This window comes from Ureibacillus yapensis, assembly GCF_003515775.1.
In the GTDB taxonomy this organism is placed as follows: domain Bacteria; phylum Bacillota; class Bacilli; order Bacillales_A; family Planococcaceae; genus Ureibacillus; species Ureibacillus yapensis.
In genome coordinates this window covers 318,568-343,634 of the sequence record NZ_QWEI01000001.1, presented here as the reverse complement: position 1 = coordinate 343,634, position 25,067 = coordinate 318,568, and the positions used below count along the sequence as shown (strand labels likewise).

At 34.5% G+C, this 25,067-nt stretch carries 21 protein-coding genes; all 21 read left to right on the top strand.

Features of this window, described 5'->3' with window-relative positions:
• Positions 1-185 precede the first annotated feature (185 nt).
• The 21 genes from rny to D1B33_RS01530 all read left to right on the top strand — a co-directional run bounded on the left by rny (position 186) and on the right by D1B33_RS01530 (position 24,957).
• Positions 186-1,739: a ribonuclease Y gene (rny, locus tag D1B33_RS01635; protein WP_118875191.1), complete on the top strand. Its 1,554-nt coding sequence runs from the start codon at positions 186-188 to the stop codon at positions 1,737-1,739.
• Between the two features lie 452 nt (positions 1,740-2,191).
• Positions 2,192-3,415, top strand: coding sequence for an S-layer homology domain-containing protein (locus tag D1B33_RS01630; RefSeq protein WP_118874586.1), 1,224 nt, complete (start codon positions 2,192-2,194; stop codon positions 3,413-3,415).
• A 109-nt stretch (positions 3,416-3,524) separates the two neighbouring features.
• On the top strand, positions 3,525-4,358 hold the full coding sequence (locus tag D1B33_RS01625; RefSeq protein ID WP_118874585.1) for a hypothetical protein: 834 nt from the start codon (positions 3,525-3,527) through the stop codon (positions 4,356-4,358).
• A 208-nt stretch (positions 4,359-4,566) separates the two neighbouring features.
• Positions 4,567-5,289 carry a YveK family protein gene (locus D1B33_RS01620; RefSeq protein WP_118874584.1) on the top strand — a complete coding sequence of 241 codons (723 nt, stop codon included), beginning with the start codon at positions 4,567-4,569 and terminating at the stop codon, positions 5,287-5,289.
• Positions 5,290-5,291: 2 nt separating this feature from the next.
• Positions 5,292-5,993: a CpsD/CapB family tyrosine-protein kinase gene (locus D1B33_RS01615; protein ID WP_118874583.1), complete on the top strand. Its 702-nt coding sequence runs from the start codon at positions 5,292-5,294 to the stop codon at positions 5,991-5,993.
• Positions 5,994-6,048: 55 nt separating this feature from the next.
• Positions 6,049-6,813, top strand: a complete 765-nt coding sequence (locus D1B33_RS01610; RefSeq protein WP_118874582.1) for a tyrosine-protein phosphatase — start codon at positions 6,049-6,051, stop codon at positions 6,811-6,813.
• Between the two features lie 221 nt (positions 6,814-7,034).
• Complete coding sequence (locus D1B33_RS01605) at positions 7,035-8,870, top strand: polysaccharide biosynthesis protein (protein WP_118874581.1); 1,836 nt, start codon at positions 7,035-7,037, stop codon at positions 8,868-8,870.
• A gap of 43 nt (positions 8,871-8,913) precedes the next feature.
• A complete protein-coding gene (locus D1B33_RS01600) occupies positions 8,914-10,200 on the top strand; it encodes a glucose-6-phosphate isomerase (RefSeq protein WP_118874580.1) in 1,287 nt (428 codons plus the stop codon).
• A 22-nt stretch (positions 10,201-10,222) separates the two neighbouring features.
• On the top strand, positions 10,223-11,107 hold the full coding sequence (galU, locus tag D1B33_RS01595; RefSeq protein WP_118874579.1) for a UTP--glucose-1-phosphate uridylyltransferase GalU: 885 nt from the start codon (positions 10,223-10,225) through the stop codon (positions 11,105-11,107).
• Positions 11,108-12,433: 1,326 nt separating this feature from the next.
• Positions 12,434-13,114 carry a PIG-L deacetylase family protein gene (locus D1B33_RS01585; protein WP_118874577.1) on the top strand — a complete coding sequence of 227 codons (681 nt, stop codon included), beginning with the start codon at positions 12,434-12,436 and terminating at the stop codon, positions 13,112-13,114.
• A gap of 11 nt (positions 13,115-13,125) precedes the next feature.
• Positions 13,126-13,956 carry a formyltransferase family protein gene (locus D1B33_RS01580; RefSeq protein WP_233549356.1) on the top strand — a complete coding sequence of 277 codons (831 nt, stop codon included), beginning with the start codon at positions 13,126-13,128 and terminating at the stop codon, positions 13,954-13,956.
• Between the two features lie 2 nt (positions 13,957-13,958).
• Positions 13,959-14,618: a sugar transferase gene (locus tag D1B33_RS01575; protein ID WP_118874575.1), complete on the top strand. Its 660-nt coding sequence runs from the start codon at positions 13,959-13,961 to the stop codon at positions 14,616-14,618.
• A complete protein-coding gene (locus D1B33_RS01570) occupies positions 14,615-15,481 on the top strand; it encodes an NAD-dependent epimerase/dehydratase family protein (RefSeq protein WP_118874574.1) in 867 nt (288 codons plus the stop codon). The genes D1B33_RS01575 and D1B33_RS01570 overlap by 4 nt, the downstream gene beginning before the upstream one ends.
• Positions 15,482-15,519: 38 nt before the next feature.
• The gene (locus D1B33_RS01565) at positions 15,520-16,632 is read left to right on the top strand and encodes a glycosyltransferase family 4 protein (RefSeq protein ID WP_118874573.1); all 1,113 of its coding nucleotides are present in this window, start codon (positions 15,520-15,522) and stop codon (positions 16,630-16,632) included.
• Complete coding sequence (locus tag D1B33_RS01560; protein ID WP_118874572.1) at positions 16,622-17,509, top strand: ATP-grasp fold amidoligase family protein; 888 nt, start codon at positions 16,622-16,624, stop codon at positions 17,507-17,509. The genes D1B33_RS01565 and D1B33_RS01560 overlap by 11 nt, the downstream gene beginning before the upstream one ends.
• A 27-nt stretch (positions 17,510-17,536) precedes the next feature.
• Positions 17,537-18,709, top strand: coding sequence for a glycosyltransferase (locus D1B33_RS01555; protein WP_118874571.1), 1,173 nt, complete (start codon positions 17,537-17,539; stop codon positions 18,707-18,709).
• Between the two features lie 15 nt (positions 18,710-18,724).
• Positions 18,725-20,128, top strand: coding sequence for an oligosaccharide repeat unit polymerase (locus D1B33_RS01550; protein ID WP_118874570.1), 1,404 nt, complete (start codon positions 18,725-18,727; stop codon positions 20,126-20,128).
• A 41-nt stretch (positions 20,129-20,169) separates the two neighbouring features.
• The gene (locus tag D1B33_RS01545; RefSeq protein WP_118874569.1) at positions 20,170-21,165 is read left to right on the top strand and encodes a glycosyltransferase family 2 protein; all 996 of its coding nucleotides are present in this window, start codon (positions 20,170-20,172) and stop codon (positions 21,163-21,165) included.
• A gap of 69 nt (positions 21,166-21,234) precedes the next feature.
• Complete coding sequence (locus tag D1B33_RS01540) at positions 21,235-22,353, top strand: polysaccharide pyruvyl transferase family protein (RefSeq protein WP_158582902.1); 1,119 nt, start codon at positions 21,235-21,237, stop codon at positions 22,351-22,353.
• Positions 22,354-22,421: 68 nt separating this feature from the next.
• Entirely contained in the window at positions 22,422-23,429 is a 1,008-nt protein-coding gene (locus tag D1B33_RS01535; RefSeq protein WP_118874567.1) for a nitroreductase family protein, read from the top strand.
• Positions 23,430-23,634: 205 nt separating this feature from the next.
• Positions 23,635-24,957: a lipopolysaccharide biosynthesis protein gene (locus D1B33_RS01530; protein WP_118874566.1), complete on the top strand. Its 1,323-nt coding sequence runs from the start codon at positions 23,635-23,637 to the stop codon at positions 24,955-24,957.
• Positions 24,958-25,067 lie beyond the last annotated feature (110 nt).

Below are 25,067 nucleotides of genomic sequence, written 5' to 3'. Positions count from 1 at the left end.
TGACATTGCTAGATTAGACCTATACAATTAAGATTGTAAATTTCTAAATTATGAAATGAAATAGGCAGTATATTGAGAAGTTTTGTTTGAAATCAATAGAAGTTGAATTTGGACTATTGGAACTTGAGTCAATGTATGAGCCGACTGAAAATGAAACGAATATAGCAAGAGGAGGTGTTCGAATGATGGAATACATTATCTCCGCTTTGCTTGGACTCATCGTCGGTGGCGCTGTTATCTATTTCTATATGAAAAAGGTGAATGAATCAAAAGTAAATGGTGCGAAACACTCAAGCATGCTTATCATAGATGAAGCTAAGCGAGAAGCGGAAGCGCTTAAGAAGGAAGCACTACTTGAAGCAAAAGATGAAACTCACAAAATTCGAACTGAAGCAGAACAAGACATCCGCGAACGCCGGGCAGAGCTTCAGAAACAAGAAAACCGGTTATTGCAAAGAGAAGAAAATCTTGATCGCAAGGATGATACTCTGAACAAGAGAGAATCAAGCTTAGAGCGAAAAGAAGAGGCTCTAACTGAGAGACAACAGCATATTGAACAGATGGAAAGTAAAGTGGAAGAGCTAGTACGCGAACAAACGTCAGAACTGGAACGCATTGCAGCCCTTACACGTGAAGAAGCAAAAGGCATTATCTTGAAAGAAGTAGAAAATGAACTTTCCACGGATATTGCGCATATGACAAAAGAAGCCGAAACACGTGCAAAAGAAGAATCTGACAAGAAAGCTCGTGAAATATTGTCACTTGCACTACAACGTTTTGCAGCAGATCACGTTGCTGAAACAACGGTATCGGTTGTAAACTTGCCGAATGACGAAATGAAAGGCCGCATCATCGGTCGTGAAGGTCGTAACATTCGAACACTGGAAACTCTGACAGGAATCGATTTAATCATCGATGATACGCCAGAAGCAGTTATTTTATCTGGATTTGATCCAATTCGTCGTGAAATCGCTCGTCTTGCACTTGAAAAACTTGTACAAGATGGAAGAATTCACCCCGCTCGCATCGAAGAGATGGTTGAAAAATCCCGCCGTGAAATGGACGAGCAAATCCGTGAAACCGGAGAACAAACAATCTTCGAAGTGGGTATTCACAACCTGCATCCAGACTTAATGAAAATATTGGGCCGCATGAAGTATCGTACAAGTTATGGCCAAAACGTATTAAAACATTCAATCGAAGTGGCGCATCTATCCGGCTTGCTTGCTGCAGAGCTTGGAGAAGACGTTACGTTGGCGAAACGTGCCGGCTTGCTTCATGACATCGGTAAAGCAATCGACCATGAAGTCGAAGGAAGCCACGTTGAAATTGGTGTAGAATTAGCTACGAAATATAAAGAGCATCCTGTTGTCATCAACAGTATCGCCTCCCACCATGGAGACACGGAACCAACTTCCGTCATCGCTGTTATCGTGGCAGCTGCCGATGCATTATCAGCAGCGAGACCTGGTGCTCGTAGTGAAACGCTTGAAAACTACATTCGCCGCCTGGAAAAACTGGAAGAAATCTCGGAAAGTTACGATGGCGTTGAAAAATCATTTGCGATTCAAGCAGGTCGCGAAATCCGTATTATTGTACAACCGGAGAAAATTGATGATCTTGCTTCTCATCGATTGGCGCGAGACATTCGCAAGAAAATCGAAGAAGAACTCGATTATCCGGGTCACATCAAAGTAACGGTCATTCGTGAAACACGTGCTGTTGAATACGCTAAATAAAAAAACATTACAGCTTGCAAACGAAGTCAATTTGACTTTGTCTGCAAGCTTTTTTTTGTGCAAAAAATATTTGTTTTGCATGTTGGTGGTATCCAATTGAAGTTATCTATAGAACTTGAAATATTGTTTCTTACAACAAAACTACTATTTCAAAATATGGTAGTAAAAACCTAGTTTGCTTACTAAATTCACTGGGTAACAAGAGAAAGGGTTGGAAAAATATAAATAAATTGGTATTATAGATTATATTTCCTAAGAACATAGTGATTCGTAGTACATATCTACTCTTTTACCGTAACTTTGGAATTTAAAGGATATTTTTTTACAAAAATGTGTCATCAAAAATAATCTTAGTAAAAAATTGGTAATTAATGAAAAATAATTATTTTTTTCATATTTTTATATGATATGATTTAAATATATTTTTAAGTTTTTAAAAATGGGAGGATCATATGAAAAAAAATACTACTAAAAAACTATTCAACATCGCAATCACTTCAGCAATGGCAACAGGAGCAGTTGTTGCAGTTGCGCCAACATCTTCAGAAGCAGCGCAAATCTTCACGGACGTAAATGTAAACAACACGCATTACACTTCAATTGCAGAACTATCTGCTCGCGGAATTATTAATGGTTATCCGGATGGTTCATTCAAGCCAAAAGCACCCGTACAACGTAATCATGCAGCATCCATTCTTGCCAATGTTTTAAATTTGGATTTGGTGAATTTGACAAATCCTCGTTTCAAAGACGTACCGCAAAACTATCCATATTATAAAGCGATTGCAGCTTTAGAGAATGAAGGGATTTTCAGCGGTTATAAAGATGGTACATTCGGTATCAAAAAACACTTAACACGTGGTGAAATGGCTGCAATTATTGTGAGAGCATTTGACCTTGGAGGAGGTAAGAAGACTCCATTTAAAGATGTGGCAAATAGTCCTTACAAATCAGCGATTGAAATTTTATATGCCAATAACGTAACATCAGGGACTTCTGCGACAACATTCAGTCCTAAAGCAAATGTTACGCGCGGCGAATTCGCATCATTCTTATTAAGAGCTGAAAAAATTAAAGCGGCACAACCAACACCATCAAAACCAGTTGAACCAACACCAATAGAGCCGACACCAACAAAACCAGAAGAACCGACGCCAACAACGCCTGTACAACCAACACCAACTAATCCAGGTAATTCAGGTGGTTCAGGTACAATAACTACACCGCCAGCAAAAACTGCTGCAGAAGTAAGAGCAGAATTTGTTGGTAAAGTAGAAGAAGAGATTATAAAAGCAAGTGAAGAAATTAGCGTAAAATATGTAACTCCAAGTAAGCCTGTTTTAGAGAATGGTGTATATAATATAGATCTTACAATCGAAAAACCTGAAACAACAGTGGCTGATGTACAAGAGAATAAGGCTGAAATTCTACCATTCATTACGAATAATGTAGGGTTAGTTACACAAGTACAGATTGGAAATAATCAACCAGTTGCTGTAACAGAAGAGAATAAAGCAATACTTCTAGGGCAATTAGTACAAGCTGCAGGTATCGATCCTTTTAAACTTGATGCTGCAACATTAGGAGACTTAGCTGGAAAAGACATTGGTCTAAAACTTTGGGTTAAAGATGGCGGAACAACACCGTTAGCTTACAATTTAGATTTTAAAGAATAAATGCATAACCAAGCAAAAAATCTATTCCCCAGAACACGGGTGTTCTGGGGAGTTTCAATGAAGGAGTAAGATTACCAACAATTAGAAATTAGAGGGGAAAAAGCACTATATGGAAAAGAAGCGTAGAAAAAAGCCGATGAAGAAATGGCTACTTTCAATTTTAGGTGTCGTGTTGCTTCTTGTTGCTATTGGCGGCGGGTATCTTCTTTATGAATTGAAGTTTAAAACCTATGATGTGGCTGATGAAAAAGTTGATGGAATTGTGGAAGATAATTATGTCATCGAGCTTCCGGATGGTACGGAAATTACGCTTGATCCTGAAGGGAATATCGTAGAAGAAGCTTCCGGCGAATTAGCACTAAACAGTGAAGGGAACGCAACTGCTACTGATTCTGCGACAGGTGAACTAAACGAACCTTCCAACAATAACGGAGAAAATACCGCTGGAGCTGGCAATCCATCTTCAACACAGCCAGGGAGTACTTCATCACAAACAGGAAGTAGTTCAACTCAAACTGAAACAACTGGTTCAGCCAAAGTAAGCCAAACAAGCAGTGGCACAAGTGCTGACAAACCAGAAACCCAAAAACCAACTGTAAAATCGATCAAAGATCAATACCGACCTTCATTGGAAGCATTGCAGGGACAAGCATCTTCTCGGATAAACGGCTTGATCGGCAATGCCAAATCAGAATATGTGCAAAAGAAAGCAAGCGGCGAGGATATTAGCGTTGGCTACTTTTATAGCAAATACATGGGGGCAGCGGATAGCCTGGAAGCAAGTACGGATGCGGCTTTCAATAGCCTAATCAGTATCGTTGAAAACGACTTGGCGCAAAATGGTTATGATAAATCCCATGCCCAAAGTTTCCGTGACGAATATGCAGCGTCCAAAGAAGCGCTTCGCAGCAACCTCTTATCCCAAGTAAAAGGCGCATTTTAATGATAAGAGTCTTGCAGATTTATGCAGGACTAAGAGCATAGATTATTATCCTTAGTCTTGTAATTTGCTATTTTCTGAAAAGAAAAAACCCTTCGAAATCCTTAAAACGCTAAAGAAAAATAAGGAATAAATAACAGCCTTTTCTATACTTGTATAGTATATAATTTAATAGAATATCATTTTTTAATTGTCTAGAGGAGAGGAACCTGTGGAAGAAACGATTAGCTTACAAGATTTATTTAAGATTATACGAAAAAGGCTGGTTCATATTATAAGTCTTACAATCATCGGTGCCTTGATTGCAGGGGTCATTAGTTTCTTTTTAATCACGCCGATGTACCAAGCATCCACACAAATCCTGGTAAATAAACAAGCGCAGGAACAGCAAACCATTCAATCACAAGACATTCAGACGAACTTGCAATTAATCAATACATATAATGTGATTATTAAAAGTCCAGCGATTTTATCATTGGTTATTGAGCATTTAGATTTAAATTTAACACCTGCACAATTATCCGAAAAAATTTCAGTAGCAAGTCAAAATGACTCTCAGGTGGTCAATGTGACAGTACAAGATGAAAATCCCGCAATTGCAGTGGAAATTGCCAATACAACGGCTGAAGTGTTCAAAAACGAGATTCCTGACCTGATGAGTATTAAAAACGGTGTGCATATTCTTTCTCCGGCAATCTTAAGCGAAAATCCATCGCCTGTAAAACCAAACAAAATGCTGAACATTGCCATCGGAGCAGTGCTTGGCTTAATGATTGGATTAGGATTGGCATTTCTATTGGAGTATTTAGATACTACAATCAAAACAGAAGAAGACGTGGAAGAGATACTGGATTTGCCGATTATCGGTCTTGTCAGCCCAATACCGGACGAACAGCCAATTTCGAATCCATCACGTAGAGGTAGGGGGAAGTAACCGTGTTTAAGCGAAAAAAGAAAAAATCAAACTCCATGTCGCGAAAAATTGTAGCAGCGACCAATCCCAAATCTATCAACGCCGAACAGTACCGAACAATACGGACGAACATCAATTTTTCAATGCCAGATCAAGAATTGCGGACACTTATGGTCACATCCGCTTCCCCGTCAGAGGGGAAATCAACATCAGCATCCAATATCGCGATTGTTTTTGCGCAAGAAGGGAAAAAAGTACTTCTGATAGATGCAGATATGCGAAAACCTACTGCACACCATACATTCAATTTGCTTAACACGTTCGGCTTATCGAATGTATTGACAAGACAACTGGATGTCAAGGAGACGATTCAGCGTACAGAAATTGAAAATTTATGGGTGTTGCCAAGTGGACCGATTCCACCAAACCCTGCCGAGTTATTAGGATCCAAAAATATGGAATTAGTAACCTCTAAATTGTTGGAGGAATATGATTTACTAGTATTTGATTCACCGCCAATTCTTTCGGTTGCGGATGCGCAAATCGTGTCAAACAAAGTGGATGGCACTGTCTTGGTCATTAACACAGGCAAATCAGAAAAAGAAAGCGCCACGAAAGCAAAAGAACTGCTCCTGGCAGCAAAAGCGAATATCCTTGGCGTGATTTTAAATAACTTTAACATCGAAAAAAACCACTATTATTATCATTATTACGGAACAGAGTAAAGAGCAAGCCATCCTTTACTCTTTCTTCTCAAAATATAGGAGGGAGGTTGATACTATGATCGATATGCATAGCCACATATTATGGAATGTGGATGACGGACCCGAGACAATCGAGCAATCCTTGACATTACTAGAGCAAGCAGCAAAAGAAGGGATTACCGATATTATTTCAACTTCCCATTGCCAGCACCCTCAATACGATGCGAAATACAACGTTGTCCTTGAACAAGTTCAGCAGTTGCAGCAAGAATTAAAGAACCGTCAAATTCCTCTTACGTTGCATACCGGACATGAAGTACGGTTAACGGAAAAACTAATTCCATCCATTAAAGAAGGCAGCATTCATGTGCTGGCTAATTCAAAGTATCTATTACTGGAGCTGCCTTCCAGCCACATTCCACATTATACAAAGAATATCATTCATGCCTTGTTAGTCGAGGGCATTACACCCATTATTGCGCACCCGGAACGAAACAAAGGAATCGCGGAGAAACCGGAACGCTTGGAGCGCTTGATACGGGAAGGTGCACTTGCGCAAATTACGGCGGGCAGTCTGGCGGGGCATTTTGGAAGATCCGTACAAAAATTATCACTAAATTTAGTCCGGGCAAATTTAGTTCATACATATGGTTCAGATGTACATAATTTATCGACTAGACCATTTCTTTTTGAAAAAGGCCTTCAATTTTTGAAAAAAAAGAAGGAATTTGAAGCGGTTGAAATGCTACTGCACAATAACAAAAAAATTCTCGAAAACCGATCTTTTATTCTGTTTGAACCAGAAAAAGTGAAACCGAAAAGATGGTGGTCTATATCTTAAGTTTACATACCGAGTCGGAAGTTGTGTTTTTATTTCGATATAAAAGACCTGACAAAATGTAAGTTAAAGGAAAAATACTTGTAAATATTAAAGAAAATGCTAAAATTTCAATCTTTCTTCTTTATAATTTCCATAAAAAGGGTATAATGAATTCGTGACTTTCATAATTTTTACAGTTCCATATATAGAAATAATTTAATAGAGGTAGAAAGAGGGAGAAGATGAATTACAAACAACGTTATACCGCTTTTGTTATATTGGATTCAATAATCGTACTATGTGCTATTTTCTTTTGTTATTGGGTTTTGCATCCAGCTAATCATATTTTCTCAAATAAGCTGATACTGCTTTCTGCGATTGCTTTATTGTTCAGTCATCATATCGCGGCGCATTTTTTTCACTTATATGACCGGATCTGGAGTGTAGCATCTGTTCGTGAATTGTTGACGATCTTCTATTCGGTTACCATTTCTATTGCTTCTGCTAGTTTGGTACAATTCGTTGTCAATGGTGATATATACTTTCGCTTAATGATGATTACATGGCTAGTGCATATTGTCATGATCGGAGGATCCCGGTTCATCTTAAGGATTGCGCATGACCGGACAACCATTAAACCATCCGGCGATTTAAAAAGCGTGCTCATCGTGGGCGCGGGACAAGCTGGGACAATGCTTGCACGAAGCATCAATAATAACCCGGAGCCGGAATATAAACCAATTGGATTTGTGGATGATGATCCAACCAAACAACAGTTAACATTGATGGATGTGAAAGTGTTGGGAACGACCGAGGATATACCGAGACTTGTCCAGGAGAAAAACATCGATGAAATTATACTGGCGATTCCTTCTCTAGGGAAATTTGGCATTCATGAAATCTATGAAAACTGTTCGAAAACAAATGCAACTGTCAAGATTATGCCAAAGGTCGAGGATGTTCTAACAGGGAAAGTGTCAGTCAATGACATGCAAGATGTGAGAATTGAAGATTTGCTTGGTCGAGATGAAGTCAAATTGGATATGATCGCGATTTCGAAGAAGCTAACTAATAAAGTGATTCTAGTAACAGGTGCAGGGGGCTCCATTGGGTCTGAGATTTGTCGACAGGTGTTGAAATTTGAACCGAAAGAATTGCTATTGCTGGGGCATGGTGAAAACTCCATTTACAGCATCCATATGGAACTGACTGAAAACGATAGTAATAGACTTACGGAAATTATTCCGATTATTGCGGATATTCAGGATAGGGAACGCATTTTTGAAATCATCAACTATTACCGGCCGGATGTAATCTATCATGCAGCGGCACACAAACACGTACCGCTGATGGAATACAACCCGGGTGAAGCGGTGAAAAACAATGTATTCGGCACGAAAAATGTCGCAGAGGCAGCTCATAATTTCGCAGTTTCCCACTTTGTCCTAGTGTCTACAGATAAAGCGGTCAATCCGCCAAATGTGATGGGTTCAACAAAACGTATTGCCGAGATGATTATTCAAAATCTTGCGACAAGAAGTGATACAAACTTTGCTGCAGTAAGATTCGGAAATGTATTGGGATCACGAGGAAGTGTAGTGCCACGTTTTAAAGCGCAAATCGCAACAGGTGGACCTGTCACTGTCACGCACCCAGAGATGACGAGATATTTTATGACGATACCGGAAGCATCAAGACTAGTATTGCAAGCTGGTACACTAGCGCGCGGCGGAGAAGTGTTCGTTCTAGATATGGGCGAACCCGTGAAAATCGTGGATCTTGCGCGAAACTTAATCCGCCTATCCGGCTTTACAGAAGAAGAAATTAAGATCGAGTTCTCTGGCATCCGGCCAGGTGAAAAGATGTACGAAGAATTACTAAAACCGGAAGAAATTCAAGAAGAGCATATTTATCCAAAAATTCACGTTGGCAGAGCGAATGCATTGGATAACGAGTCTCTTCAGGAATTACTCCTTAAATTGCAATCACTAGATATAGACGACATTAAAGAAGAAATTGTTGCAGTGGCGAATAACAAGTGGCAACACTCAAAAGATCGATTAGGTGTCTCAATGTAATGAAGTTTAACGAACTAATTTTGCATAGAAAAGAGGAAAGATTGTGTCAACTCAATTACTGCAAACGACTATTTTGAATGAACAATTTCTGAACATTGATTATTCCAAATATACTTCTTCCGTTGCAGCCATTCACCAGCATTTAGAAAATACGAAGGACGAACTAACAGGCTGGTTAAATGCACCGCTTGAAGATAATCATGAATTGATACATTCTATATTGTCAGTCGCAAATGAAATTAAAGATAATGCAGATGTGTTAGTTGTGATAGGAGTTGGCGGCTCTTATCTTGGAGCGAAAGCTATTCAAGACGCCTTAACACCATATTTTGGGGTTCATCCTAATGGGATTGAAGTAGTTTACGTTGGCCAAAACATGAGTGGCGCCTATATTCATCACCTATTAAAAAGTCTGGAAGAAAAAGAGTTTTATATTAATGTGATTTCAAAATCCGGTTCGACGATGGAACCGGCCTTGGCATTCCGTGTTTTCCGACAATATTTAGAGGATAGGTATGGAGAAGATTCACCTCAACGTATTATCGTCACAACCGATCCGGAAAAGGGAATTCTAAAAGAAATAGCTGACTTTCATGGCTATCGTCAATTTGAAATACCATGCACAATTGGCGGACGGTATTCTGTGTTAACTGCTGTAGGGTTATTACCAATAGCGGTAGCTGGGGTGGATATTATTCAGATACTTGCCGGGGCAAAACATGCGGCAATCTTATTGAAGGATGGAAACATAGAGCATAATGAAGCTTATCGTTATGCAGTGAGTCGATATGAATTGTTTTTACAAGGTTATAAAATCGAACTATTAGCCTCTTTTGAACCGTCTCTTGCCAATTTCCATGATTGGTGGAAGCAATTGTTTGGAGAAAGTGAAGGGAAAGACAAAAAAGGTCTCTTCCCGGCAACCGTAAATTTCTCGACGGATTTACATGCAATCGGTCAGTTTATACAAGATGGCAATCCCATTCTTTTTGAAACATTGCTGCATTTTCATAACATCAAGGATGACTATATTGTTCCGTTTAATGAACGAGATGAAGACAACTTGAACTATTTAAGTAATCGAAGCTTTAACAACATCAATGCTACTTCTAAGCAAGGAACAGCGATTGCGCATGCTGAGGGCGGCGTTCCCGTCATTCAACTTGAGTTGGAAAGATTAGATGCTTATCATCTAGGTTATTTAATTTACTTCTTTATGAAAGCATGTGCAATCAGTGCATACCTACTAGATGTCAATCCCTTTGACCAACCAGGAGTAGAGGCCTATAAGAATAAAATGCTAGAACTATTAAAGCAGAACGAAAATTGATAGGAAAGGATGACTATTTAATATGAAGAAAGTCAAAAAAGCAATTATCCCTGCAGCGGGTCTAGGAACACGCTTCCTCCCAGCTACAAAAGCGATGCCAAAAGAGATGTTGCCGATTGTAGATCGACCTACGATTGAATATATCGTCGAAGAAGCCATTGCTTCGGGAATTGAAGATATTATTATCGTGACAGGTAAGGGAAAACGTTCAATTGAAGACCATTTCGATCGTAATTTCGAGCTAGAAGCGAATTTAATTGAAAAAGGAAAGCTTGAGCTTTTGGAGAAGGTAAATCAATCCTCGAAAGTGGAAATCCACTATATCCGTCAAAAAGAACCTAAAGGATTGGGACATGCAGTTTGGTGTGCGCGTAACTTCATTGGAGATGAACCGTTTGCCGTATTATTGGGTGACGATATTGTTCAAGCTGAAACACCATGTACCAAACAATTAATCGACCAGTACTACGATACCGCTTCATCCATAATCGGTGTTCAAATGGTACCGAATGAGGAAACACATCGTTACGGCGTTATCGATCCGATTTCATCAAATGGAAGACTATATGGAGTGAGTAACTTCGTGGAAAAGCCAAAACTAGGAACGGCACCATCGAACCTTGCCATAATGGGGCGCTATGTACTAACTCCTGAAATTTTTGAGTTCTTATCTCTTCAAGAGAAAGGTGCGGGTGGAGAAATCCAATTAACCGATGCAATTCAAAAATTAAACGAGCGCCAAAAAGTATATGCTTATGATTTCGAAGGAAAGAGATATGATGTAGGAGAAAAAATCGGCTTTGTGAAAACAACGATTGATATGGCACTAGAAAATGAAGATATTCGAGAAGAACTTTATCAATATATGATTAAAAAAGTGAATGAAAGTAAGTTAGCAGCGAAATAGAGTTTCACTATAGGTGACCGCCTTCTTACCTTTATCAATGGAGGCACTCGATTACACTGTGGGTTACAAAAATACCTTAGATACGCATGTTATCACTGGTGTAGTGTGAGGGAGGGTTAGATGCCCTATAAATTAAAGTTATTCCTTGTAATTATAGAAGAGTAAGAAAACATTAAGTTTAAAATCATACAAACCTGAGATTGGAACTTTTAAAAATGAGTATTAAATAGTGTTGAAGTGATATATGAGAACATTTAATGAGAGTGTTTAAAAGGCGATTAAATGAAAAGGAATGTTATGTATTTGAATTACTTACAGTGTTTTTCATTCTAAGGATTATTGGATTAATTGCCGTCCCGAGTGCCGTTGCGAGTATAGAAAAAGCGAAAGAAGAAGTATGAAATCAAATCGGCTGGAAATAAGCAGATCTTATAAAATGCGATTATTGTCTAGTGGGATGAAACATAACGAAATGACTTTTAAAACCTATTTGTTAGAAATCCAAGTTACACCTTGTCCGGAAAGCGGGATACTCATATACAAGGAAGATCTGTTTTATGTAATTTGCATCTTATTGAAAATGATTTCAATGAAGAGAAGAAAGATAAAATCCCTTATTTGTAAAGAATATATAAACTTTGTTGTTAATTTTGATGAAAGGGAAGGCGAATTTTTGAAGAGAACACTAATGTTGAGTTTATGTTTATCTTAAGGTAATAAATTTACGCTAAGAGTTAAGCTAGTGAATCTATCTTAGAAATTTTTAGATATATTATTAGGAAATTTTTTATTTAGAAGAGTATAATAATTTATTTCGGATATTGGAATGAGAGTTTATAGCTAACTATATATTGTGGATTTGGGTAATTATGCACATATGAGGTTTTTCTATATGAATAGTATCATTTTGTAAGTATTTAAAGATAAATTCCTAAAATTACAGCTTTTTTTATAAAAAACGTTTATTAACGCGGTTTTTAAACAACCTAAAATAAGAAGGGGATTGAATGTTTGTGTGGAACCGAGTATCGTAGTTAGATTGAAAGTTAGAAGCCTTGTGGGATACGGGATTGAGGTGAGAGTTATGGATTGATTGAATGGTATAAAAAATAGGAAGAAACTCGGTTGGAGGCAATTTGGTGATGTATTTTTATTTTGTATTTGTATGTTAGATTGAATAGATATTACAAAGTGACTATCAGAAGTATATTGATTTAGTAGTTTAGTAGTTGATTGGAGTAAAAGTTTTGAAAATTCCAAGTAAGTCCTAATCTACTAAAGAATAATTAAAGAAGATAGATATTCAAAATAAGTGAGGTAAATTAAATGTCATATTTAGTTGTTATTGCGCATCCAGATGATGAAATTTTAGGAGCAGGAGCTACAATGTACAAACTAGCTCAGGAAGGACATTCGGTTAATGTCTGTATTCTTTCAGGTGATGTGAATGTGCGAAATCACAGACCAAGCACTGAAGAGTTAAATGAAGATCTAAACAGCTCTATGAATATTATTGGTGTCGATAGAGTTATTACAGGTAATTTTCCAAATATAGAATTTAACATAGTACCGCATTTAAAACTTGTTCAATTTATTGAAAAGGCAATTATTGAAACGGGTGCCGATGTAGTATTTACTCATCATCCAGCTGATTTAAATAATGATCATTTACATACTTCGCTTGCTTGCCAAGCTGCTGTAAGACTATTCCAAAGGAGAAATGATGTTAAGCCATTGAAAGAACTTCTTTTCATTGAAGTTCCATCATCTACTGAATGGGGATTAAATAAAACAATGAATCAATTCTCACCAAATACTTTTATTGAAGTTGGTGAAGAGAGTGTTGATAAAAAAATAGAGGCTCTTGCACAGTATCGTGGTGTAATGAGAGATTATCCTCATCCTAGAAGTAATGAAGCAATTAAAGGACTAGCTGCATACCGTGGTGGTCAAGCTGGAATGGTTTATGCAGAAGCCTTTGAAAGTGTTTTTAGACGTGGATTCTAGCATAAGAGAGGATGATAAATTTGAAGAAGAAAATTGCATTTGCAACTTGTGTTCAATTGGGATTAAGTTGCATTGAAGAAATATATCGTATTGGTGGAAATTTAGATTTACTAATTACTCTAAAAGATGAAAAAGCAAAAAATAAGTCTGGAAGAATTTATCTAGATGAAATTGCAACGGAGCATAATACCCCACTCTTGAAGATTAATAATATCAATGATCAAGAAGTTCTCGAGGGACTGAGAGAATATCAAATTGATTGGCTGTTCATTATAGGGTGGTCTCAAATTGCTAAAAAAGAAGTACTTGAGACACCAACTTATGGTTGTATTGGTATGCACCCAACATTATTACCAGTTGGTAGAGGAAGAGCGGCGATACCGTGGGCCATTATTAAAGGATTAGACGAGACTGGTGTGACGATGTTTAAGTTGGATGAAGGTGTAGATACAGGGGATATTATTGGTCAAGCTATCATAAGTCTTGATAAGAATACAACGGCAACTGAACTTTATAAAAAAGTAGATGATATGCACATCACTCTTACTGCGAAATTTTGGGATGATATTGTAAATAACAATATTACACTTACAAAACAGAATGAAGAGGCTGCAACTGAATGGCCTGGTAGAAAGCCAGAAGACGGTGAGATATTAGAGAGTATGACTATGGATGAAGCGGATAAGTTAGTTAGAGCTAGTAGTCATCCGTATCCAGGTGCTTTCTATAATGATGGTGAAAAGACAATAAGAATATGGTCAGCTCTAAAAAGTGTAAATGAAAGTGAAATAAAACTAAGTGATGGATATTTAATTCCTATTGATTATGAGATTGAGGGGTAGTAATGGGGGATAAAAAAATTCAAAAACTTATTAAACGTTTATTTGATATCGTTGTTTCTTTATTATTGCTTACATTATTTTTTCCTGTTTGGTTTATAATTGCTATTTTAATTAAAACCTCTTCAGATGGCCCGATATTTTTCTTACAAGAAAGACCTGGATTTCATAAAAAAATATTTAAGGTTTATAAATTTAGAACTATGAGACCTGGTTCAGAGAAAATGGTTAAGGGGAAAGAGGTAATGAAAAATGATGATAGGATAACTTTTATTGGAAAATTCCTAAGAAGAAGTAAAATCGATGAGATTCCTCAACTCCTAAATGTACTAAGGGGTGAAATGAGTCTTGTAGGCCCAAGGCCTGAGCGAGTTGCTTCTCTAGAAGACTATACAGATGATATTGCTAAAAGATTGAACATGAAACCTGGGATGACAGGTTTAGCCCAAGTTAGTGGGAATATCTACCTTACTTTGCAAGATAGATACAATTTTGATGTTTACTATGTAGAAAATTACAGTTTATGGCTTGATCTAAGAATTATGATAAGAACTGTAGGTGTACTTCTGTTTGGTGAAGATCGGTACGTTAATAAATGTTTTATCGATGTAAATAAAGGAGTTGCTGAAGTAGCTGCTACTAAAGAGGAGACGGTTTCAAAATGAAAAAGGTACTTATAACAGGTGTTAATGGTTATATAGGTAAATCCTTTGAACAATGGGTTTTGCAATATAAAAATAAATATACTGTAGAAAAAATTAGTTTGAGAGATGAGCGTTGGAAGGGTAGTTCATTTAAAGGTTATGATGCAGTACTTCATACAGCTGCGATCGTTCATGTCAAAGAGGATGAGGTAGAGAATTACTTTAAAATTAATAAAGAATTAACAATTGAAGTTGCAAAGAAGGCGAAGCAAGAGGGTGTTAAGCAATTTATATTTTTAAGTACAATGGGCGTGTATGGTACTGAAACAGGGTTTATCACAGAAGATACTTTACCGACACCGAAGACAGATTATGCTAAGTCAAAGTATGAAGCTGAACAAGTTTTAAAACAAATTGAAGCCCCTGACTTTAATGTTGCAATTCTAAGACCCCCAATAGTATATGGAAAAGATTGCCCTGGTAACTATTCAAGACTTGCTAGTTTGGCTATAAAGCTTCCATTTTTCCCTGCTATAGATAACGAACGAAGTATGATATACATTGATAATTTATCAGAGTTTATAAGATTAATTGTAGATGAAAATGTGAGTGGCATATATTTTCCACAAAACAAAGAGTATGTTAATACAACACAATTAGTAAAGTATGTAGCAGAATCTCATAAAAAGAAAATTAAGATGTCTAAATTATTGAACTGGACTGTTAGGTTGGGTTTGAAACATTCAGAGACATTAAGAAAAGTTTTTGGATCCTTTGTTTATGATAAAAAACTACCTGGAGGTCACGGGACTTTCTTGGGTGGTAAGAGCATTAATTATCAGACAAATTCATTTGAAGAATCGGTAAAAAAAACTGAGATGTAAAAGAAGAAATATATTTCTACAAAGAAAAGAGAGTGGATATGAAGAAAATTGTTATTTTATCAAATCATCACTCATATACATACAACTTTAGAAAAGAAATAATACAGGCATTAATAGATAAAGGTTTTAAAGTATGGGTTGTTATGCCTTATGGTGAAAAAGTAGAATTATTAGAAGAAATGGGTTGTATCTTTATTGACGTTCCTTTAGATAGACGTGGGAAAAATCCTATAAAGGACATGAAACTTATTACTCAATATTTTAAGATTATTAAAGATATTAAACCTGATATGGTTCTAACATATACAATAAAGCCAAATTTGTATGGCGGATTAATATGTAGGGTATTAGGAATACCTTATATTGCTAATATAACTGGACTTAGTTCAGCTATTGAAGGTAAAAAAATTATGGAGAATTTAATTGCTTTGATTTATAAAATTGCATTTAAAAAAATTACCTGTGTTTTTTGTCAAAATAGTGAAAACTACGATTATTTCGCTAATAACAAAATTGTAACAGATAAGTTAAGATTAATACCAGGTTCAGGAGTAAATATAAATCATTTTAGTTTGTTAGATTATCCAACGAGTAACAACATAAACTTTGTATTTATTTCCAGAATAATGAAGGAAAAAGGTATAGATCAATTCTTAGATGCCGCCCAATTTATAAAGAAAGAACATCCAAGCACAAATTTTCATATACTTGGTTTTTGTGAAGAGTCATACGAAGAAAAACTTAATGAGATGGAGAAAAATGGTGTTATAAAATATCATGGGATGCAGGATGATGTTAGAAAATTTCATGAAATTTCCCATTGTACAATCCATCCTACCTATTATCCGGAAGGTATCTCTAATGTGTTGCTCGAAAGTGCCGCCAGCGGAAGACCAATTATTACCACTAACCGGAGTGGTTGCCGTGAAATTGTTGAAAATGGCATAAATGGATATGTTGTTGAACAACAAAATAGTGAAGACCTTATTAAGAGAATTGAAGAATTTTTACAACTAGATTTTGAAGTCAAAAAACAAATGGGGATAGCAGGAAGACGAAAAGTAGAACAAGAATTTGATAGACAAATAGTAGTGAATGCATATATAGGAGAAATTGAAAAGCAAATAGTAGGTGAGTACAGTGAATTATAAAAAGTTAATACCGAGTCAAGATTTGCGATTTAAATTATTAAAGTTAACTGATTTTTTACCAGATAAACTGATGGTTCAACTTCAATATAGAATTGCTACTGGAAGAAAATTAAGTTTAAAAAAACCAGTTAGATTTACAGAAAAATTACAGTGGTATAAGCTATATTATCGCCACCCACTTATGACTCAATGTGCAGATAAGTATGAAGTTCGGAACTATTTAATTAAAAAAGGGTATGTAGATATTTTGGTTCCTTTATATGGTGCTTATGATACCGCAGAAGAAATTGACTTCTCAAAACTTCCAGAAAGATTTGTTCTCAAAACTACAAATGGTAGTCATACGAATATATTATGTGAAGATAAGTCTAAATTAGATAAAGAACTAACCAGAAAGACACTAAATAAATGGTTAAATGCTTGGGATGGAAAAGTTGGAAGAGAGTGGGCTTACTATGGTGTAAAACCTAAGATTATTTGTGAAAAATATCTTGAAAAAGATCGGAATGATGATCTAGTTGATTATAAGTTTTTTTGTTTCAACGGTGAACCATTTTATTTATATGTGATAATAGAAAGAAATCTAGAAGGTGGGCTAAAGCTAGGTATATACGATATAAACTTTAACAAACTCCCTTATAAAAGATCGGAAATAAAGGGTTTTAATTCTGATGTTCCCAAACCTAAAAACTTTGATAAAATGATTCAGATTGCTAGAGACCTATCGAAAGACTTCCCACATGTTAGAGTTGATTTATATAATATTGATGGGCATATAGTTTTTGGTGAATTAACATTTTATGATGGCAGCGGTTATCAAGGGTATACACCGGATGAGTTTGATTTTATGTTGGGAGAAAAGTTTAGATTACCCTAAAGCTTATAAAAGAGATGAGGATTTAATATGAAAGTGATTTTTTTCCATGATGGACCTATAAAAAAGGATGAGGATAATAATTACTACGGGACTGCTCATAATGATGATACATTTAAACGTTACTATCAAATAGCTGATGAGCTAGGTGTAGTTATTAGAGAAGTGAGTGTTTCTAAATCGGAAGCAGAACAAAAGTTGTCAAAAATTACAGTATCACCATTTGAAGTTGTGGCTTGTCCCAATATATCAAGTTTAAAAGGTATTTTACTTAAGGAAAAAAAGGCTAAAGAAATAATATATAAAGAGATTGAAAAATGTGACTATGTTGTAGCAAGGATACCCAGTATGATAGGATTTATAGCTATTGATTATGCTATAAAATTAAAAAAACCATATTTGGTTGAAGTAGTAACTTGTCCTTGGGATGCATTTTGGAATCATAGTATTAAGGGTAAAATTGTTGCACCATTTATGTATAAAAAAACTAAAGATTTAGTAAGGAATGCCGAACACGTCTTGTATGTAACGAATGAGTTTTTACAGAAACGGTATCCAACTAAAGGGAAAAGTGTGAACTGTTCTAATGTAGCATTAAAAAAATTTGATAATAGTACTCTAGAAAATAGAATAAAAAAGATAACTAATATGAATAAAGATAGAAGAGTGATTATAGGTACAACCGCAGCAGTAGATATTCGTTTTAAGGGACAACAATATGTTATTGAAGCTTTAGGAAAACTGAAGAGCCAAGGGTATAACAATTTCGAATATCATTTAGTTGGGGGAGGAGATCAAAAATACTTAAAAAATGTAGCTGAAAAAAATGGGGTTACTGATCGTGTTAAGTTTCTAGGTTCAGTTCAGCATAATGATGTTTTTAAATGGCTTGATGGTATTGATATATACGTGCAACCAAGTAGACAGGAGGGACTACCAAGAGCATTAATAGAAGCAATGAGTAAGGGGTTACCAGCATTTGGTGCTAGAACAGCAGGGATTCCAGAATTATTAGAAAAAGAATTTGTTTTCAGTAATAGCAAAAATAATTTAAGAGAAATATGTAATATCCTAACTTCTTTTGATAAAGAAACTATGCTTTCACAAGCTAAAAGAAATTATGAAGAGTCAAAAAAATATGATAGTTCACTAATTGAAGAGCGTAGAAGAAACTTTTTTAGACTATTCAAAGAAAGTTACTGATAGGGGCTTTAACTTATGATGAGAAGTAATCATATTCACAGCAACTTGCTAAATACCGACATCAATTATTTTTACCAAAGAGTAATTTCCTTTGTGGTTGTTTGTCTTTTGTTAAATATAGATATAATGTATATTTACGATTTTGAATTGAGTTATATAACCTTAATGTTTATGATATTAGTTCCTATTATTATAGTTCCATTATTTTTCTCAAGAGATTTAATGCATCCATTCAATATTATTTTCATGAGTAGTCAATTTTTATTTGTATATAATATGATCGACCTAAATGCAAATAAAGGGTATTTAAGGTATGGTTCCCTTCCTAGTGATTACTATAATACTGCCTTTGCTTTTGCCATATTAGTAATAATTATATGGTATTTGTCAATGTATTTAGGGTATTTTTATGCTAGTAATCAGCGCTCATCCAAAAATTTAGATATGAGAATGGTAGAATTGAATAATCCAAAATTAATTGCTTTTATGTTATTCCTAATTACTATAATAGGGTTTATTTTTACAATTTATTTAAAAGGTGGAATTTCTGGAATGATTCTTGCTTTATCAGGTAGAACCGAAGCATATTCAGGGCTCCATTACATGATCAAAATTGTTGGGTTGGGGGCAATTTCTGCACTAATTCTATTAGGTTGTGGCTATAAAAAGTTATCTTTTATTTTAATAATATTAACATTTATACTATTATCTTTATTTGGTGGAAGAGGAGCAGCCTTTTTTGGGTCTATCTTCCCTTATTTTGTTTATTACCATTACCGAATAAATAAGATTAAGTTTATTCATTTAATCCCTATTGGTATAATAGCAATTTTTTTCGGTATCGCATTAGGTAATTATAGATTATATCAAGAAGCAAGGATTTCTATTGGTGGTATACATGATATATTAAGTAAAATTGCACACTCTACCCAAGGAGGAGAAATTCTTCCGAGCTTGATTGGTTCATTAATTAATGGAAATATTGATTATGCAAGAGGCTCCACATTGATCAATATAATTTATGCTCCCATTCCAAGTAGTCTTTGGGCAAATAAACCTTTAATAGATGAATCAGGCATAGTTGGTCATGCGTTAATGGGGAGTAGCGTTTGGGGGCTACCTCCGAGACCATATGGTTTAGCCTTTTTTAACTTTGGTTTTATAGGCGTTTTAATTATAGGTTGCTTAACCGGTATTATTATTTATAAAATGTATCAAACATTTGTGATAAAAAATAATAATACATCAAGATATAATGTTGGATTAATATTTTATGTGTTAACGATCATTGCATTTTATAACGTCGTAGCTACTTCCGCACAAATTGATATAATTTGGAACATAGGTGTTTTTATTTTTATAAAGATATTAGACCAATTTTTTTGCATATTAGGATGGGGAAAGAAAAAGGTAGTTTAGCGGATTCAGCAGGTTTTTTAAAATGACTAAAGGAGTATTAGATGGAAAAGATTAGCTTTATTATTCCAGTTTACAATACTGAAAAATATATAAGACAATGCATTGATAGTATTCTTGTACAAAATTTATCGAACTTTGAAATCATAATTATTGATGATGGTTCAACTGATAATAGTTTAACTATTTGTAATCAATATTCCTCTAAACATAGCAATATACATGTTTTTAGTCAGAAAAATAGTGGACCATCTGCTGCTAGAAATAAAGGTATAGAGGAAGCGAAGGGAAAGTATATTTTCTTTATAGATAGTGATGATTATTACGTAAATGGAGCTTTAAATAAATTTGAAGAAATAGTAGAAAGAGAACCAGATGTAGATTTAGTATTCGGGAAAATAATGACATTTCATGAAGGCACTTCTAAAAAGATGCCCAAATTAAAATATAAGAATACTGGAAAAATTGGAGAATTAACAGGGGAAGAAGCCCTTTCATACCTAATAAAAACTAATCAAATAATGATATCTAATTATAGTGCCTTAATTAAAAAAGAATTGCTGTGTAGTAATCACATAAGGTTCAATGAGAAAATTTACTTCGCTGAAGATGTTGATTTTATGTTAAGAGTTTATTGCAGTTCAAAGAATATTAATTTTATAGATGAATTCTTTCTTATGTACAGGAAAAATAGAGAGGGACAATTAACTCAAAATGTTAATTATGAAAAGTTAGGAATGGCTGTAAATCTTTATGCAGATTTGATAGAAAAAATTGATACTTGGAATCTAAATACTGAAAGTCAGAAAGCAATAAAAAGATATTTATCTAATCTTTATTTTTCTACATTAGGATCGTTAAAAAAAGATGACAGGGAGTTTATGTTAAAGTATCAGTTGCTTAACAAACATCAAGGTTTAATTAAGTATGTAAGTGGCTTTAAGTTTTTTCTTGGTAAATGCGCCTTTTTTGTTTTTGGGTTCAACACTACTGTTCAATCAATGCAGATACTAAAAAGAATCTATTACAAATTAAAATAAAGTAAAGGGAATGTTTAGTTCCACAACAAACTGAGTTACAAAAATGCATCGTAAGGGGATATGTTGAGTATGAAAAAGGCTGGCATTATTACATTTCACTGCGCCGATAATTTTGGAGCTGTTTTACAAGTTTATGCATTGCAACAAACTATAAAAGAAATGGAAATTGATGTAGAAATAATTGACTTTAAACCAAGAGCTATAACATCTTCATACAATCATGATAGTAATATTAAATTTAATTTTAAAAAAATAGGTGTAGCAAGAACTATTAAAATCGTATTAACAAAAACCTATAACTATAGCAAAATTAAGAAGAGATTAGAGTCTTATGATACATTTAGGCGTAATTACTTAAAGGTATCTGATAAAAAATATTATTCAAACGAGGAATTATTAAATGATCCACCTAATTATGACTTCTTTATAACAGGAAGTGACCAAGTATGGAACCCGAAATTTAAGAAAGATATTGGAAATTCTTACTTCCTTGATTTTGTCAAAGGAAACGCTCGTAAGATTTCATATTCAGCTAGTATTGCTGAAAAAGTAGATAAACATTTAATAAAAGATTACAAAACGTATATAAATAACTTTGATTATTTATCAATAAGGGAGAAGTCAAGTTTAGATTTCCTTAAAAGCTTAACTAATAAAGACGTAGCCGTAACTTTAGATCCAACATTATTATTGGTCAAGGAGAAATGGGATAGGATAGTAGAAAATCCTATGAGGGGAAAAAAATACATACTTGTATATGACTTACAGCAAAACAAAGAACTCATAAAATTAGCAAATAAGTTATCGGAAGAAATGGGAGTTAGTATTATTAGTTTTTCCACAAATAAGGATTATAATAACAGAATCGATTCATTTCAAAACAAAAGACCGGATGAGTTTTTAGGTTTATTAAAAAATGCAGAATTAGTATTAACTAATTCTTTCCATGGTACAGTGTTTTCAGTTATATATAAAAAATTATTTTATGTTATGCCACCTAAAACTAGACAATCTAGGTTAATTGATTTTTTAAAAGATATTAAATTAGAGGATAGAGTTGTCAATAATTCTATTGATATAAAAAACTACAAGCAAGAAATAGACTATAACCAAGTAAACAATCTTCTCAAGATAAAAAGAGAAGAATCGATAAACTTTTTAAAGAAATCATTTGGGATAAATGATTAATTGTTAATAATATGAAAATGAAATTGTCATTTTATAAACAATCACAAGTGTTATAAGGAGACCCTAAAATGAAAAATCTAATTAAAAGGCTGCTTCCCAAAAAAGTTTACCTATATATTAGGAAAATAAAGATTATATATGCATTATTTACAAATTACTTTTATGATTTTTCAAGGTATATTCGATACTCATCTGGGTTAAATGATAAATCTCAATTAAAATTGGAAGCAAAAATTACTAAAACATATCATGTACTAGAAAAAGGTATAGGTATGGTAAATCCAAGAAAAGGTTTTGGTAAAGATAAAGCAGAACAATTAATTGACCTATTGCAGAGATACAAAAATTCAGGGTATCCGATGGATAGATCACAGATAAAAAGCGCAATTATTGTATTAAATGAATATTTTATATTTAATGGTGATGTTGAAGAAAGAAGATTAAAGTATCTTAAAGAAAAATCAAGAAGTTTAATTGAGAATTTTAGTGATTCAGCTTTTAATGGAGGAGTTATTCCTTTAAAAAAAGAAGAAATACTAAAAGATAGCAAAGGTGATTTTCAAGCATTGGCATTTAGTAGATATAGTATAAGAAACTTTTCCTCTAAAGAAGTTGATTTAATAAACATTAAGGAAGCAATAAAAATTGCGCAAAAAACTCCATCAGTTTGTAATAGACAATCATCTAGGACATATGTAATAAAATCAAAGGAAACTATTAACAAGGTTCTATCATTACAAAACGGAAATCGGGGATTTGGTCATTTAATTAATACTGTAATAATAGTAACTTCTGATTTGAATGCATTTGCTGAGGCAAATGAACGAAATCAATCTTTTATTGATGGAGGTATGTATTCAATGTCATTATTATATGCAATTCATTATGTGGGTCTAGGTTCGTGCCCGCTTAATTGGTCTGTTGTAAAAGGAGAGGACAAAGAATTACGGAGAGTTACAGGAATAAAAGAATCTGAAAATATTATCATGATTATAGGAGTAGGTCATTTGCCTGACCAGTTTAAGGTAGGTGTATCAGAGAGAAAAACTATTGAAGAAGTCATAACGGTTATTTGACTTGTGAAACGCAGAATTTTGAAGATGGGATTAACGAAACAATGTAGAAAACCGAAATTGTTACGGGTGTAGTTAAATCGATATTTCCACTGAATTTCCAGTGGGATTAATGTTTGTTTGAATGCTTATTTATATAAAGTCCTTATTTTTAAGCAAAAGGGTCTACTTTATATAAGATGATTGTAGGAGGGTTAATGAACATATTATGGATTTTAATGTTAAAAAAATAGTGAAAAAGCCCTTCGTTCGCAATGTGATAATAATGGCTTCTGGTACAGCAGCTGCACAATTGGTTGGTTTGTTATTGCAACCTGTTATAACTCGGTTTTATGGACCAGAAGCTTATGGTTTAATGGGCATATTTGTTGCAATAATAGCAATAATAGGTCCTATTGCAGCACTAACATACCCTATTGCAATCGTACTTCCAAAAAGTGATAAGGATGCTATCGGGCTAATTAGACTTTCACTATATATATCTACGGGTATCTCAGCAATTGTAGGATTACTTTTATTGTTTTTTAGTCAATCAATTGTTAGAGTCTTCCAAATAGAGGATGTTGCTCCCTTCATATATTTACTTCCTCTAATTATTTTTTTTGCAGGTTGCTTACAAGTTACAGAGCAATGGTTTATCCGTAAAAAGCAATTTAGAGTTTCCGCACAAGTTACATTTCTTCAAGCATTAGTATTGAATGGGAGCAAAGTAGGAATTGGTTTTTTCTATCCAGTAGCATCAGTTTTAATAATTATAACTGTATTTGGAAGTGGATTGAAAGCCTTTATGATGATTATGCTTTCAAGAGTGAGGAAAGAACCAAAGCTAAAAGAGAAGCAGAATAAAATGGAGAAAGTATCTATCAAGGAACTTGGAAAAAGATATAGAGATTTTCCGGTATTTAGAGCCCCAGAGACTTTCTTGAGTTCATTATCTCAGAACCTCCCAGCTCTGATGTTGACAAGCTTTTTCGGACCAGCATCTGCAGGTTTTTATACAATTGGAAAAATGGTATTGCAGTTACCAACAAATCTTATTGGTAAATCGGTAAGTGACGTTTTTTACCCTCGGATATCAGAAGCAGCAAAAAAAGGTGAGAATCTTACGAGTTTGATTAAAAAAGCAACTTTTGGTTTAGGGGTATTGGGAATAATCCCTTTTGGACTTGTGTTTTTCTTTGGTCCTTGGCTCTTTTCTTTTGTATTTGGAGAAGAATGGTTATCAGCAGGAGAATATGCAAGATGGATGGCTTTATGGGTATTTTTTGGTTTTATGAACAGACCAAGTGTTATGTCATTACCTGTATTATCGGCACAGGATTTTCAATTGAAATATACTGTTTTAATGTTAATAATTCGGATTATTGCATTGGCTATAGGTTATTATGGTTTTCAAAGTGATGAAATCGCTATAGCTTTATTTGGTATTTGTGGTGCGATACTTAATATAGGTTTAATAATAATTACTCTTTATATAAGCAAAAAGTATGATAAAATGCAGGGTGAAATAAATGAAAATATAGGAACGTAAAAGTTAATTACGTATTCATAATTACAATTATAGAACTTATCATTCCATCTTAATATAGAACGCTATAAAGAGGAATTACAGATACACAAGGATATTTCTGTTACTTTCCT